General features: G+C 59.3%; 13 protein-coding genes. 6 read left to right on the top strand and 7 right to left on the bottom strand.

Going from position 1 to position 15,081, the window contains the following annotated elements:
* Positions 1 to 53 precede the first annotated feature (53 nt).
* From Q0V31_RS14765 to acs, 6 genes are all read right to left on the bottom strand, one after another.
* Positions 54 to 818 (bottom strand): ABC transporter ATP-binding protein, encoded by a 765-nt coding sequence (locus tag Q0V31_RS14765; RefSeq protein WP_298188674.1) that lies wholly within the window; start codon positions 816 to 818, stop codon positions 54 to 56.
* An 18-nt stretch (positions 819 to 836) separates the two neighbouring features.
* Positions 837 to 1,949, bottom strand: coding sequence for a succinylglutamate desuccinylase/aspartoacylase family protein (locus Q0V31_RS14760; RefSeq protein WP_298188673.1), 1,113 nt, complete (start codon positions 1,947 to 1,949; stop codon positions 837 to 839).
* Between the two features lie 10 nt (positions 1,950 to 1,959).
* The gene (locus Q0V31_RS14755; protein WP_298188671.1) at positions 1,960 to 2,658 is read right to left on the bottom strand and encodes an ABC transporter permease; all 699 of its coding nucleotides are present in this window, start codon (positions 2,656 to 2,658) and stop codon (positions 1,960 to 1,962) included.
* A gap of 15 nt (positions 2,659 to 2,673) precedes the next feature.
* Entirely contained in the window at positions 2,674 to 3,363 is a 690-nt protein-coding gene (locus tag Q0V31_RS14750; RefSeq protein ID WP_298188669.1) for an ABC transporter permease, read from the bottom strand.
* 119 nt (positions 3,364 to 3,482) lie between these two features.
* Complete coding sequence (locus Q0V31_RS14745; protein ID WP_298188667.1) at positions 3,483 to 4,262, bottom strand: ABC transporter substrate-binding protein; 780 nt, start codon at positions 4,260 to 4,262, stop codon at positions 3,483 to 3,485.
* A gap of 564 nt (positions 4,263 to 4,826) precedes the next feature.
* Positions 4,827 to 6,782: an acetate--CoA ligase gene (gene acs / locus Q0V31_RS14740; protein ID WP_298188665.1), complete on the bottom strand. Its 1,956-nt coding sequence runs from the start codon at positions 6,780 to 6,782 to the stop codon at positions 4,827 to 4,829.
* Positions 6,783 to 7,062: 280 nt separating this feature from the next.
* On the opposite strand from acs, the gene Q0V31_RS14735 reads away from it, so the two are divergent.
* On the top strand, positions 7,063 to 7,620 hold the full coding sequence (locus tag Q0V31_RS14735) for a nucleoside deaminase (protein WP_298188663.1): 558 nt from the start codon (positions 7,063 to 7,065) through the stop codon (positions 7,618 to 7,620).
* Positions 7,621 to 7,908: 288 nt separating this feature from the next.
* Here the strand turns inward: Q0V31_RS14735 and Q0V31_RS14730 are convergent, their stop codons facing one another.
* Entirely contained in the window at positions 7,909 to 9,462 is a 1,554-nt protein-coding gene (locus tag Q0V31_RS14730) for a sigma-54-dependent transcriptional regulator (RefSeq protein WP_298188662.1), read from the bottom strand.
* 256 nt (positions 9,463 to 9,718) lie between these two features.
* Here Q0V31_RS14730 and phhA point away from each other — a divergent pair, with 256 nt between their 5' ends.
* From phhA to Q0V31_RS14705, 5 genes are all read left to right on the top strand, one after another.
* Entirely contained in the window at positions 9,719 to 10,504 is a 786-nt protein-coding gene (phhA, locus tag Q0V31_RS14725) for a phenylalanine 4-monooxygenase (protein ID WP_298188660.1), read from the top strand.
* Positions 10,505 to 10,612: 108 nt separating this feature from the next.
* Positions 10,613 to 10,969, top strand: a complete 357-nt coding sequence (locus Q0V31_RS14720) for a 4a-hydroxytetrahydrobiopterin dehydratase (protein ID WP_298191082.1) — start codon at positions 10,613 to 10,615, stop codon at positions 10,967 to 10,969.
* The gene (locus tag Q0V31_RS14715) at positions 10,966 to 12,156 is read left to right on the top strand and encodes an amino acid aminotransferase (RefSeq protein ID WP_298188657.1); all 1,191 of its coding nucleotides are present in this window, start codon (positions 10,966 to 10,968) and stop codon (positions 12,154 to 12,156) included. Before Q0V31_RS14720 ends, Q0V31_RS14715 begins: the two co-directional genes overlap by 4 nt.
* Positions 12,157 to 12,262: 106 nt before the next feature.
* Complete coding sequence (locus tag Q0V31_RS14710) at positions 12,263 to 13,606, top strand: DUF2254 domain-containing protein (protein WP_298188655.1); 1,344 nt, start codon at positions 12,263 to 12,265, stop codon at positions 13,604 to 13,606.
* A 127-nt stretch (positions 13,607 to 13,733) separates the two neighbouring features.
* Complete coding sequence (locus Q0V31_RS14705) at positions 13,734 to 15,011, top strand: MFS transporter (RefSeq protein WP_298188653.1); 1,278 nt, start codon at positions 13,734 to 13,736, stop codon at positions 15,009 to 15,011.
* Positions 15,012 to 15,081: the final 70 nt, after the last annotated feature.

Here is a 15,081-nt window from a genome sequence, read left to right as displayed (position 1 = left end):
GCTCTGTTGGCAATAATAGGCATAGCTAGAATGACTGCAGTTGTTGCCGCTGGTTATTTGAGACTGCCAGAGAGGAACTGCTGCAAACGCTCGGATTGTGGGTTGACCAAGACTTCGCGCGGGCAGCCACGCTCTTCCACCACGCCTTTGTGCAGGAACACCAACTGGTTGGACACTTCACGGGCAAAGCCCATCTCGTGAGTAACCACCACCATGGTGCGGCCTTCCTGAGCCAGGTCCTGCATCACCTTGAGCACCTCGCCGACCAGCTCTGGGTCGAGGGCCGAGGTTGGCTCGTCAAACAGCATCACCTCAGGCTCCATGGCCAGGGCGCGAGCGATGGCCACACGCTGCTGCTCACCACCACTCATGTGCGCGGGGTAAGCATCTTTGCGATGCGCCACACCGACCTTGTTGAGGTAGTGTTCGGCTTTTTCCAGGGCGTCCTTCTTGCTCATGCCGAGCACGTGCACCGGGGCTTCCATGACGTTTTCCAGGGCGCTCATGTGCGACCACAGGTTGAAATGCTGGAACACCATGGACAGGCGCGAGCGCATGCGCTGCAGCTGTTTGGGGTCAGCGGCCTTGAGGGCACCGTCCTTGTTGGCCACCAGCTTCAGTTCTTCATTATTGAGCAGAATCTTGCCGCTGTGCGGTTGCTCCAGCAGGTTGATGCAACGCAGGAAGGTACTCTTGCCCGAGCCACTGGAGCCGATGATGCTGATCACATCACCGGCCTTAGCGGCCAGCGACACGCCCTTCAACACTTCATGGCTGCCGTAGCGCTTGTGCAGATCCTGAACTTCAAGTTTGTACATGGTTTCCACTCTCTTGAATCAGTCGCTGAGCAAGCGACCCTGGCGAATAGGGGTACAACCGGCCACCTTGGCCAACCACAAACCGGGCTGGGCAAAACGCAACCGCTCGCGCGCATAAAGCACACCATCTGTAACCGCACAGACAGTTGTATGGCGATCGTCCAGAGGATCGATCACTTCAAACAATGGATCGCCAGCCTTGACCGTTGCGCCCACTGGCTGCAAAAAACTCACCACTCCGGCGTGCGGGGCATAGGCGTATTGCGCACCGGCAAACGGCGTGGCCTCGCAGCTTGCAGCAGGTGCTGCCGGCCAGTTACCGGCAATCAGCCCCTGCTCAGCGAGAAACCCCAGAATGCGTTCGGCGCTGGCTTCGGCCTCAGGCTTGCCGGTATCTGCCATACCACCCAGCTCCACCGTCGCCGCCAAGCAGGCCAGCGGTACAGCGGCCTGGGGGAAATGCCGTGCCAGCTGAACCCAGGGCAAGGCGCAGGCTTCATCGAACGAGCTGCCACCGGAATCCTCGACCGTCAGCGCCGCACCCGCTTGCAGCCGCGCCGCCAGTGAGCGCAGCTGCGGCCATTGTTGTGGCAGCAAGTACAGATGCACGGCAGCATCAAAATCACAGTGCAAATCGAGCACCACATCGGCATCACAGGCGTGCTTGAGCAGTAAGCGCTGCAGGCCTTGCAGCTCGGATCCGGCGGCAGGCAGTGCCTCCAGCGCGGCCAGCATGGCGCTGCGAATCAGCTGCACATTACGCGCTTGGTCATCGCCCAACCGGCCTTGCAGCGCTGGTGTAATTGCGGCGGCCAGATCAACGAAATCACGGTTGAAATTCTTGCCGCTGGCCAACTCGAAACGGCCCTGATGGGCAGCCTGGAACATCTGCCCCAAGCCAATCGGGTTGGCCACGGGCACCAGTTCAATCACCCCGGTCAAACGGCCCTGGGCTTCCAGCTCATGCAGGCGACGCTTGAGTTCAACGGCCACACGCATTCCCGGCAGCTCATCGGCATGCAAGGAGGCCTGGATATAGGCCTTGCACGGACCGCTGCCAAAGCGAAACACGCTCAGCCGGCGCTCGGTGCCGGGGCAACCCCAGGGCAGTGGATGATCGATACGCTGCATAGCTTTACCCTCAGGCCTTGCGCGGAGCGAGGTAGGCCAGCCAGCGGCGCTCGGCGTGCTTAAACAAGCGCACGAGGATAAAGGTCAGGCACAGGTAGAACAGGCCGGCGGTAATAAAGGCTTCAAACGGCAGGTAATACTGCGAGCTGACGGTGCGTGCCGCGCCGGTGATGTCGATCAGGGTAACGATCGAGGCCAGCGACGTGGTGTGCAGCATCATGATCACTTCGTTGCTGTATTGCGGCAGTGCCCGGCGCAAGGCCGAAGGCAGCAGAATGCGCCGATACAGCTTGCTGCGCGACATCCCCATGGCCTTGGCCGCCTCGATCTCGCCATGTGGCGTGGCCTTCAGGCTGCCCGCGAGAATCTCGGCGCTGTAGGCGCTGGTGTTGATGGCAAACGCCAGGCAGGCACAGAAGGTGGCGCTGGAGAAATACGGCCAGAGCACGCTCTCACGTACCGCCTCGAACTGGGCCAGGCCGTAATAGATGAGAAACAGCTGCACCAGCATCGGCGTACCGCGAATCACATAGGTGTACAGCCAGGCCGGGAAGTTGACCCATGCCGACTTGGACACGCGCATTAAGCCCAGGGGAATGGCCAGTGCCAGGCCGAACGCCAGGGAAATCAGCAGAATTTTCAGGGTGACCAGTAAACCGCCCATGTACAACGGCAGGCTGTCCCAGATTACGTTGAAATCAAAAATCATCGATGCGCTCCCCGCTTACAAATCAGCGGCTTTAGTGCCGACCGAGTAACGTTTTTCCAGGTAACGCAGAGCCAGCAACGACACGCTGGTCAGCACCAGATACAAGGCCGCTACGGCTAGGTAGAAAGTGAACGGCTCGCGGGTGGCATCGGCGGCACTTTTTGCTTTGAACATCATGTCTTGCAGGCCGACCACAGAAATCAACGCAGTGGCCTTGGTCAGCACCAGCCAATTGTTGGTGAAGCCGGGTATGGCGAAGCGAATCATCTGCGGCACCATAATGCGGAAAAACACCTGCATACCGCTCATGCCGTAGGCCGCACCGGCTTCAGCCTGACCTTTGGGGATGGCCATAAAGGCCCCGCGGAAGGTCTCCGACAGGTAAGCACCAAAGATAAAGCCCATGGTGAACACGCCGGCGATAAACGGGTTGATGTCGATGTAATCGTCGTAACCAAACATGGGCGCAAGACGGTTGACCACGTCCTGACCACCGTAAAAAATCAGCAGAATCAGCACCAGATCGGGAATCCCGCGAATCACCGTGGCGTAGGTTTCACCCAGCAGCGCCAGCCACTTGATGGGCGACAAGCGAAAGGCCGCACCGAGCAAACCCAGTGTCACCGCCACCGCCATCGAGGTCAGCGCCAGATTAAGGGTGAGCCAGGCACCCTCTAGAATGGTCGAGCCGTAGCCGTTGAGCATGCTCTGATTACCTCATGCAAACGCCGGTCGGCGCCTGGGAGTACAACGAAAAAGTGGCGTAAACCTCAGGGTAATACGGGTTTACGCCACTCTCAGTGAAGACGACTGGGTGAACTCAATCAGTCGCCGTAGACGTTGAAGTCGAAGTACTTGTCCTGCACTTCTTTGTATTTGCCATTAGCACGAATGGCCAAAATGGCGGCGCTGATTTTTTCAGCCAGGGCCTTGTCGCCCTTACGTACGGCAATGCCTTGGCCTTCGCCGAAGTATTTAACGTCGGTGAAGTCCGGGCCGGCAAACGCAAAACCTTTGCCTGCGTCGGTTTTCAGGAAGCCATCGTCTATGTTCACCGAGTCAGCCAGGGTGGCATCCAAACGGCCAGAGGTCAGATCAAGGAAGATTTCGTTTTGCGAGCTGTAACGCACAATCTCAGCGCCGTTAGGGGCAAACACGTCCGTGGCGAAACGGTCATAAACAGAGGAGCGCTGCACGCCAATCTTCTTGCCCTTGAGGTCGACCGCTGGGTCTTTCAGTTCGGTGCCCGCCTTCATCGCCAGCTTGGCTGGGGTGGCGTAGTACTTGCCGGTGAAATCCACGGATTTCTTGCGATCATCGGTGATCGACATGGACGACAGCACCGCGTCGAACTTGCGCACCTTCAGTGCCGGGATCAGGCCGTCGAACTCTTGCTCGATCCACTTGCACTCGACTTTCATCTCTTCGCACAGGGCCACGCCGATGTCGTAGTCGAAGCCGCTGATGGCACCTTCAGGGGTTTTGAAGGCAAACGGCGGGTAGGCCGCTTCAATACCAATACGCAGAGGCTTGGCCTCTTCAGCCATGGCCAGCGGCGACAGCATGGACAGCGCCAGCGCGCCGAGAAGTGCAATCTTCTTCATCTTATGACTCCTTCGAATGGGTATGGCTTAAGTGCAGATCAAACAGCATGAACAGTGGCAACGCGCATTGTGGCGCATCCAGGCTGCTTGAATTGTACTGAGTCGTGTCTAGTTGCGCAGTGCACAGCACTCAGACGGTCTCAGCCGGGTGAGCGGCATTCTAGCGACAGGTCGAAAGTCGATATTTCTTCAATGCGACAAGTAATTACAAAAGACCCGGAGAGGCATAGCGAGGATATTGACAGCTCACACAAAATATGAGGCAAAGAAAAGACGGTAAACCTGTTAATAAAGCAATTACCGCGCCCGATTTAGATCAGGCCGCTATTTTAGGGGCTTGATAGCGTCTTTGAGTTTCCACGCCACACGCAACGGCGCGCTATTTTGGCGCAAAACGTTCCCGTACACCTCATAAAAGTGTGCACTGTTACGCCCAGGTGACAGTCAACTACCCAGATGAAAATCGATAACTGCGCATTCGCGCTGCAAATCACCCAGAACGCACAACGCCCTGCCCGGCTTGTGGCCGAAACAGGGCGTTGCTTGCAGGAGCTGTAACAGCTGTTAGGCAGCCTGCATCTCGCGGTGAGTATCGATAAGGTGCTGCACCACGCCAGGATCGGCCAACGTGGAGATGTCGCCAAGTGCATCGTATTCGGCGGTGGCGATCTTGCGCAGGATGCGGCGCATGATTTTGCCCGAGCGGGTCTTCGGTAAGCCCGGTGCCCACTGGATAACATCCGGTGTCGCAATCGGGCCGATCTCCTTACGCACCCAGTTCTTCAGTTCCTGGCGCAGCTGCTCAGTCGGCTCCTGCCCCTGGTTCAGGGTTACGTAGACATAGATGCCCTGCCCTTTGATGTCATGCGGCACACCGACCACCGCAGCCTCGGCGACTTTCGGGTGAGCGACCATGGCGCTCTCTACTTCGGCTGTACCCATGCGGTGGCCAGAGACGTTAAGCACGTCATCCACTCGACCGGTGATCCACCAGTAGCCGTCCTCGTCACGGCGAGCGCCGTCACCGGTAAAGTACATGCCTTTGAAGGTCTTGAAGTAGGTATCGACAAAACGGTCGTGGTCGCCATACAGGCTGCGCGACTGACCTGGCCAGGAATCAAGGATGACCAAGTTACCTTCAGCCGGCCCCTCAATGATGTTGCCCAAGTTATCCACCAAGGCCGGCACCACACCGAAGAACGGCCGGGTCGCCGAGCCTGGCTTGAGCGCCGTGGCACCCGGCAAAGGCGTAATCATAAAGCCGCCGGTTTCGGTCTGCCACCAGGTGTCAACGATCGGGCAGCGCGACTGGCCAACCTTCTCGTAGTACCAGTTCCAGGCTTCCGGGTTGATCGGTTCACCCACCGAGCCGAGCAGGCGCAAGCTGGAGCCATCGGCCCCCGCCACGGCCGCATCACCCTGGGCCATCATGGCGCGAATCGCGGTCGGCGCGGTGTAGAGGATGTTGACCTTGTGCTTGTCGATGATCTGCGACACACGGCTCACATCGGGATAATTGGGAATACCTTCGAACAGCAGCGTGGTCGCGCCATTGGCCAGCGGCCCGTAGACGATATAGCTGTGGCCAGTGACCCAGCCGACGTCAGCGGTGCACCAGTAAATATCGCCCGGCTTGTAGTCAAATACCCGCTCATGGGTCAGCGCGGCGTACAGCAGGTAGCCGCCCGTGGTGTGCAGTACGCCCTTTGGCTTGCCGGTCGAACCGGAGGTATAGAGGATAAACAACGCCTCTTCAGCACCCATTTCTTTAGGTGCACAGACGCTGCCGGCCACCTTCATCAGGTCCTCGTACCAGATATCGCGATGCTGGCTCCACTTGATCGCGGAGCCCGTCCGCTTGACCACAATGACCTTCTGAATGCTGCGCGTTTCGGGATTGGTCAGGGCATCGTCAACGTTGGCCTTGAGCGCGACCTTCTTGCCGCCACGCAGACCTTCATCTGCGGTGATCACCACCTTGGACTGGCAATCGATGATACGACCGGCCAGGGCGTCCGGAGAGAACCCGCCGAACACCACCGAGTGAATCGCGCCGATCCGGGTGCAGGCCAGCATGGCGACCACGGCTTCCGGGATCATCGGCATATAGATGGTCACCACGTCGCCGCGATGCACATCCTGGCCGCGCAGGGCGTTAGCAAACTTACAGACTTCTTCGTGCAGCTCACGGTAGGTGATGTTGCGGCTGTCAGCCGGGTCATCGCCTTCCCAAATAATCGCGATTTGATCGCCGCGTTCAGCCAGGTGACGGTCGAGGCAGTTGTAAGAGACGTTCAAGGTGCCATCGGCAAACCACTTGATGTCGACATGGTGATCGTCAAAAGAGGTTTGCTTGACCTTAGTAAACGGCTTGATCCAGTCCAGACGCTGAGCCTGCTCACGCCAGAAACCGTCGGGATTGATTACCGACTGCTGGTACATGGCTTTATAGGTCGCCTCGTCGGTCAGCGACTGGGCCGCCACCTCTGGGCGCACGGGATACAAGGACGCAGCAGTCATCAGAAACACCTCGATGGGTAGTTGTTGTTCTATACCCCATTTTGTAGCCCGCACACCCCTACAGGGCCATTCGACCATGGTCTTAAAGCTCTGCAACGATAGTCTGAGGGCAGCCCATGGCTTTTGCGCCGTTAAAAAACGGCGCCCTAAGGAGTCGCCTTACACCTAATTCAGGTAGGGCAATGCAGATAGGCTCACATCCAAACCACGCAGACCGGCAGGCCTCCAGCCCGCCCACACATGACTAGACTGCAACTGCATCTCAACTCATGGAACACCGATGAATAATCACCACAGCGCCTTGCTTGAACAGGCACCTCACAGCCAAACATCCGCCGACACCTGGGCCAGGCTGTGTTGCGAACAAGCGCTAGTCGCCGTGGAGCATGGCTGTTATGGCGTGGGCGCCGTGTTGGTCAATGAGGCGCAGGAGTTAGTGTGCAGCGTGCGCAATCAGGTGTTTATCGACGGCCGCTACAACAGCGCCGGACATGCCGAGATGCTGCTGCTTGATCAGCTGGAAAGCCTGTTTCCACAACTAGACCGCAGCACCCTCACCCTCTACACCAGCCTGCAACCTTGCCTGATGTGTTACGGCCGCATTCTGCTCGCTGGCATAACCCATGTGCGCTACTTGGCCCGCGACAAACCCGGCGGCTTTAACGGTAAACACCTGCCTGCGGCCTGGGCAGAATTGGCTGCCCACACCTCGATAGACCAAGCCACTGTAGCGCCCTATTGGATCGACCTGGCAGAGCAGGCCATCAACACCCTGCAGGACCGTCAGGCGATGCGCCAACGTGTCTTTCGTGCCTGGAGCGGCAACCAGCAGACTTGATCACCCGCTGGGTTAGGCAGGTCCTGCCGCGTGGCTTTTGGGCAATCTCACGGTTGATTAGTTAATGGCTATGTAGGGTGGACAACGCTTTCTTGCCCACCGGCCTGCCATCAATATGCCGTGTACTGGTAAGGCAACGGTGCCTGACCCGCTGCGATTTTTCGCGGCGGTATCAGGTGCTTATGGCTCAACTGAGTGGTGATTTCCACGGATGAAGTGGCTACCTCTCCTGGCTTAACGGTTAGCCGTCTGCGCCGACGGCAAAACCCTAGCGGCGTGGCTGCCCCGCTACTCCTTACCCAGCCCATGTTGGCGCAGCTTATTGGCGATGGTGGTGTGCGACACGCCGAGGCGCTTGCCCAACTGACGGCTGCTCGGGTGATCGTGAAACAGGCGTTCCAGCACGGCTTTCTCGAAACGCCCGAGAATCTCATCCAGCCCGCCCTCGACTGAGAACTCACCCAGCGGCTGCGGCGCGCCGTAGTCCGGCAGGCGGATGTGCTCGCCCTTGACCGTGCCGCCGTCGCACAGCGATACCGCCTGGAACAGCACGTTCTCCAACTGACGCACGTTACCCGGCCAATGGTAATGGCTGAGCTTGTCCAACACTGCTGGTGCCAGCTTGGGCAAGGGGCAGCCGATTTGCCGGCTGGCCTGGTCGAGAAAGTGCTCAACCAGGGGCGGCAGGCCGTCCAGGCATTCGCGCAGCGGCGGTATATGCAGGCTGAGCACGTTGAGGCGGTGATACAGGTCCTTACGGAATTCGCCTTTGGCGCACAGCTCGGACAGGTCAACCTGGGTGGCGCACATCACCCGCACATCCAGATAAACCTCCTCGTCACTGCCCACCCGGCGGAAGCAGCCATCCTGCAAGAAGCGCAGCAGTTTGGCCTGCAAGCGCGGGCTCATCTCGCCGACGCCATCGAGAAACAGCGTGCCGCCTGCAGTGAGTTCCAGCAGGCCCAGCTTGCCTTCCGGCCGTGCGCCCTCAAAGGCACCGGGGCCGTAGCCAAACAGCTCAGTCTCGGCCATGGATTCCGGCAACCCGGCGCAGTTCAGCGCCATAAACGGTGACTGCCCACGCGGGCTGGCCAGGTGACAGGCGCGGGCCAGCAGCTCTTTCCCGGTGCCGGTTTCGCCCTCAATCAGCAGCGGCGCATCCAGCGGGGCCATGCGCCGCGCCTCGCGCACCACGGCAGCCATCACCTTGGAACTCTGGAAGATCGAGTCGAAGCCGCGCAGCTCCTGCTTGCGCACGTTATAGATGCGCTCGCCGACACGGTCGGCCCGATGCAGGGTGAGTACCGCGCCAGCCATGGCGTCGCTCTCTTCGTGCTCGGTTTGCAGTGGTGCGATGTCGGCAAGAAATACGTCGCCTTTAATCTTCACCCGCAGGCCATTGATGCGCGATTTATTGGCGCGCACCAGCTCCGGCAGGTCGAAGTCCTCGGCGTAACGTGACAGCGGAATACCCGGCACTTCATCCACGCGCACGCCGAGCAACTGCGCGGCGCTGCGGTTAGCGGCGACGATCGAGCCGCCCATGTCGATCGACAGCACCGGGAAATCCAGCGCACCGAGTAAGGCGTTGAGTTCCAGATGACGGCGCTCGCTGGGCATCAACCCCACGCGCTTAACCCCGAACACCCCGGATATCGCCTCGAACTTGGGCCGCAATGACTGGAACTGCAGGTTGATCAGGTTTGGGCAATGCAGGTAGATGGCGTTGCCCTGCTCGCCTCCAACCTCACCACGGGCGACGTTGATGCCGTACTCAACCAGCAGGTTAAGGATGTCACGCAGGATGCCAATTCGGTTCTGGCAGTGGACTTTGATACGCATGGCAGGGCTCTGATCAGGCTTTTTTATAAGCTGCGGCAGAGGAATCGTCGGCGGCAGCGGATTGTTCGTCAAGAATATGTGACAGATTAGCGCACCAGCAAGGCGATGCTTCGCCACATCGCCAAGCACGTAATCATTTCTTTACAAAATACCGCCCCATACCACCGGCGCTGCACCTATTAATGCGCTGCGCAGCGGCACTAAGCGGGGTATTTCTAGCTCCAATACAACAACAAAGCCCCAGCAGGAGGCAGCGATGAAGAGCACGCAATACCAGGCTCGTGAACCGGACGACAGTGGCTTTATCGATTACCCGGAAAGCGAGCATCAGGTGTGGAACACCCTGATCACCCGCCAGCTCAAGGTGATCGAAGGGCGTGCCTGCCAGGAATACCTGGACGGTATCGAACAGCTCGCCCTGCCCCATGAGCGCATCCCGCAACTGGGCGAGGTTAACCGGGCGCTTGAAGCCAGCACCGGCTGGCGGGTGGCGCGGGTACCGGCGCTGATTCCGTTTCAGACCTTCTTCGAGCTGCTGGCTAGCAAGCAATTCCCGGTAGCCACCTTTATCCGCACCCCGCAAGAGCTGGATTACCTGCAGGAGCCGGACATTTTTCACGAAGTATTCGGCCACTGCCCGCTGCTCACCAACCCCTGGTTTGCCGAGTTCACCCACACCTACGGCAAGCTCGGCCTGGCAGCCAGCAAGGAAGAGCGCGTGTACCTGGCGCGGCTGTATTGGCTGACCATCGAGTTCGGCCTGGTCGACACCAGCCAGGGTCGGCGCATCTATGGTGGCGGCATTCTCTCGTCACCGAAAGAAACCTTGTATTGCCTGTCCGATGCGCCCGAGCAACTGCTCTTCGACCCCGTCGAGGCCATGCGCACGCCCTACCGCATCGATATCCTGCAACCGTTGTATTTCGTGTTGCCAGAGCTCAAGCGCCTGTTTGAGTTGGCTCACGAAGACATCATGGCTATGGTCCAGCAGGCCATGCGTTTGGGCCTGCACGCGCCAAAATTTGCCCCAAGAGCCGCTTAACTGCATGTGTAGGATGGGTTGAGCCGCGCGATACCCATCATTCCCCGATGTGATGGGTGTCGCTACGCTCCATCCATCCTACGGTTCACCATCGAATTCTGGAGAAACCTGATGTCCCTTGCCCAAGCCCAATGCGAAGCCTGCCGCGCCGATGCGCCGAAAGTCAGCGATGACGAGCTGGCCGAACTGATCCGCGAGATCCCGGATTGGAACATCGAAGTGCGTGATGATCATATGGAACTGGAGCGCTCCTATCTATTCCGCACCTTCCGCCACGCCCTGGCCTTTACCAATGCGGTCGGCGCCATCGCCGAGGAAGTCGGCCACCACCCGGCATTGCTCACCGAGTGGGGCAAAGTCACCGTGACCTGGTGGAGCCATGAAATGCGCGGCTTGCACCGCAATGACTTCATCATGGCTGCGCGTACCGATGTGCTGGCGGCCAGCGCCGAGGGTCGCAAGTGAACCACTTCCACAGAATCGCACGCGTTCCCGGCGACCCGATTCTCGGCCTGATGGAGGCTTACCGCGCGGACCGCAACCCAGCCAAGTTCGACCTCGGCGTTGGCGTGTACAAGGATGCTCAAGGCCTCACGCCCATTCCTCAGGCGGTCAAGCTGGCGGAGCTGACGCTGCAACAGAGCGAAACCACTAAAAGCTACATCGGCGGCCATGGCGACGCGCTGTTTGGCCGACTGTTAAGCCAGCTGGTACTGGGCGCAGAGTGCCATTTACTGGAAGAGCGTGCGGCGGCCACACAAACCCCCGGTGGCACAGGTGCGCTGCGCCTGAGCGCCGAATTTATTGCTAATTGCCTGCCAGGGCGCGGCATTTGGCTGAGTGATCCGACCTGGCCGATCCATGAAAGCATCTTTGCTGCCGCCGGTTTGCGCGTCGGTCATTACCCTTATGTCGGCGCAGACAATCAACTGAATGTCGAAGCGATGCTCGCCGCCCTCAGCCATGTACCCAAAGGCGACGTGGTGTTGCTGCATGCCTGCTGCCACAACCCCACCGGCTTCGACCTCAGCCCACGTGACTGGAAGCGCGTACTGCACGTGGTCAAGGCGCGCGAGCTGCTGCCATTAATCGACTTTGCCTACCAAGGCTTCGGTGATGGTCTGGAGCAGGACGCCTTTGCCGTGCGTCTGTTTGCCGCCGAGTTACCTGAGTTACTGATCACCAGCTCCTGCTCAAAGAACTTTGGCCTGTACCGTGAGCGCACCGGCGCGCTGATCGTCTGCGCCGAAAGTGCCAGTAAATTGCAGGATGTACGCAGCCAGCTGGCGTTTATTGCGCGTAACCTGTGGTCCACGCCACCCGCCCACGGCGCGGCAGTGGTCGCAAGCATCCTGGCTGACGACGAGCTGCAAGCACTGTGGATGAGCGAGCTGGAAAGCATGCGGCAACGGGTTGCCAGTTTGCGCAGCGGGCTGGTTGCGGCCTTGCAGCCCCACGGACTGGCAGAGCGGTTCGCGCATATCAGCAAACAGCGCGGAATGTTCTCCTACACCGGCCTCTCGCCAATGCAGGTCCAGCGTCTGCGTGATGAGTTCAGCGTGTATATGGTCGGCAGTGGCCGGGCCAATATGGCGGGGCTGGATGCCAATCGCCTAGAGCCATTAGCCAGCGCGATTGCCCGCGTCTGCTGAGGTTGAAGTGCAGCTGAGCCCAGCCCCTGCAGCGCCAGGGCTCAGCTAAGCGCATGTGACCATAGCCTTGCTATAGTCGCAGCACGCCCACCATGCCGAGATGCCTGTGTCCCGCCTCTCCAACATCGTCTTCCGCGTCTACCAGCGCACCCTGCACAGCCTGGCGCTGTATCCGACGCTGATCGCCTTGGGCTTTTTCGCCCTGTGCCTGGTGGTGATGAGCATCGAGTTTCAGCCCTGGCTAATGGCGTTGAAAGCCAAGGTGGATGTGGGCCTGGTGCGCAACGCCGAAAACGCTCGGTTGATTCTCAGCACCCTGGTCGGCGGCATCCTGTCGCTGACGGTGTTCAGCTTCTCCATGGTCATGGTGGTGCTTAATAACGCCTCGGCCGCCCTCTCACCCAGGGTGATCCCCGGGCTGATCAGTGACAAGGGCCACCAGAAAACCCTGGGCTTTTACCTCGGCAGCATTCTCTATTCGCTGTTGCTGATCACCACCATTGAGCAGGGTAACTCCACCCAAGTGCCTAGCCTGGGGGTACTTATTGCGCTGGGTATGGGCATTGCCTGCCTCGGTCTGTTTGTGCACTTTATTCACTCGATTAGCCGCTCGATTCAGGTTGAGTACATCCTCAACAACCTCTACCACACCACCCTGAAAAAACTTGCCGCCAGTGAGGCCCGACTGGCCGATATCGAAGACATGCCTAGCTGGCCCGATGATCAGCACTGGCCGCACGTTCGCGCCCAGCGCAGCGGTTACTTCAAGGAACTCAACAGCAGCGCCGTCAACGCCCTATTGGTTGAACACGACCTGCGCATGACCGTGCTGATCCACCGTGGCTTTTTCGTGATGGCGGGCCGCCCGCTGTTCAAACTGGAGCGTGAGGTTGACGAGGAAGTCGCCAACGCCCTGCTCGACTGCTTCGATTTCTTTATCGAAGAGTACGCCCACGCTCACTATCTATTTGGCTGCACGCAAATCTCCGAAATCGCGGTCAAAGCCCTCAGCCCCGGGATCAACGACCCTGGCACCGCGCTTACCGCCATCGATCTACTCAGCGTGCTGTTCAGTAAACGCCTGGCCTTACCGGACCTCGACTTCGCGCTGCTGGACGATGAGCCGCCGCGCCTGTTCCATTACGAGTTGTCGCTGGATGAGTTAGTGCTGCTGGTTTTCGGCCCTATTCGCAACTACGGCAGCACTGATGCCAGCGTGCTGGTCGGGCTGCTACAGGCCTTCAAGAACCTGCTTTATCAGCCACTGCGCGCGCAACAGAAAACAGACCTGCTCAGGCATGTACGCAGCGTGCAGGAAACGGCAGACCAGCACCTGCATAACAGTCGTGAGCGTGAGGCCATCAACCAGCTGCTCGAACGCCTCAACCAGACCAGCGACCTGCAGCAGCCAATTGCATTGCTTGCCGTGCCCCGCACAACAACCTCATAAAAAATAATTAGTACGCTCACGAACGATAATAAATATAACTAAAACAACAACTTAAAACATAACTGCAGCACCTTAACGACCGCCCATGATTTGCCAAGCAGGCCTATCTTGCTTAGGGTAGGCCGCTATGCGGACCTTACTTGCCCCAATTAGCTCGTTGCTAGGAGGGGTTGCATTACTCCTCCTCGGCAACGGCCTGCTTAACACTTTACTGACTCTGCGTGGCGTCGCCGAAGGCTACTCCACCTCAATGCTCGGGCTGATTATGTCCGGGTACTTTGTCGGTTTTCTCCTTGGCACCTGGCTAGCGATTCCGCTGGTTCGCCGCGTTGGGCATATCCGTGCATTTGCCTTTTGTGCCGCGCTGGCTGCCATCACTGCCCTGCTGCATGTGCTGATCGTCGACCCTTGGGTCTGGCTGGGTTTGCGCGTGCTCTACGGCCTGGCGCTGGTCAGCCTGTATATGGTGATCGAGAGCTGGCTTAACGCCCAGGTGCCGAACGATAAGCGCGGCCAGGTATTCGCCGTGTATATGGCGGTCAACCTTGGCGCACTGGCGGCCGCTCAACAGCTGCTCAACCTGGCGTCGCCCACGGACTTCGTGCTGTTCGTACTGGCCGCCATGCTGATCAGCGCAGCCTTGATGCCCATAACCCTGACTCGCCAGGTTCAGCCAAGCGTACCGGAGACCTTGCACACCAACCTGCGCCAGATCGCCGGCATTGCGCCACTGGCAATCGCTGCGGCGGGCTTGTCCGGCTTGGCACTAGGCGCGTTCTGGGGCATGGCCCCGGTCTATGCCAGCCTGAATGGCTTTGATGCCACCGGCGTGGGCCTGTTGATGAGTAGCAGCATCCTCGGCGGCGCACTGTTGCAGTGGCCGATCGGGATTTACTCAGACAAACACGACCGTCGCCTGGTGCTGCTCTGGGTCGTCAGCCTGTCAGTCGTGGTGGCGCTGCTGATGAGCCTGCTACCAGCCGGCCCCCTGCTGCTTGGGATGATGTTTATCTGGGGTGGCCTGACCTTTGCCATCTACCCGATTGCCGTGGCGCAGCTGATTGACCAACTGCACAGTGATGAAATCCTCGCCGGCTCCAGCAGTTTGCTGATGGTCAACGGCATCGGCTCGGTCTGCGGCCCGCTGCTTGCTGGCCTGTTGATGCAGCATCTGGGCGCCCAAGCGCTGCCGCTGTATTTCGCGGTAACCCTCGGCCTGCTCGCGGCTTACACCTTATATCGCCTGCGCCATGTCAGCGACCTGGTCAGCGCACCGGCAGGGCACTTTATGCCTATGCTACGTACCAGCCATACCGTGCTCGAGTTGATGCCTGACACCCCCCATACAGACGCAACCGAGCCCACCGAAGAATCTCAACACCAGGAGCAGCAGACTCCGACGTAAAAAGAGGCGCACGCATGAAGCGGAGTGTCCGGTACAGCGCGTCGACTTAACTCGGCGTGTCACTGCACCC

The sequence above is a fragment of the uncultured Pseudomonas sp. genome, assembly GCF_943846705.1.
Taxonomy (GTDB): domain Bacteria; phylum Pseudomonadota; class Gammaproteobacteria; order Pseudomonadales; family Pseudomonadaceae; genus Aquipseudomonas.
Note: the sequence above shows the minus strand (reverse complement) of the source record. Positions and strands in the feature narration are given on the sequence as shown.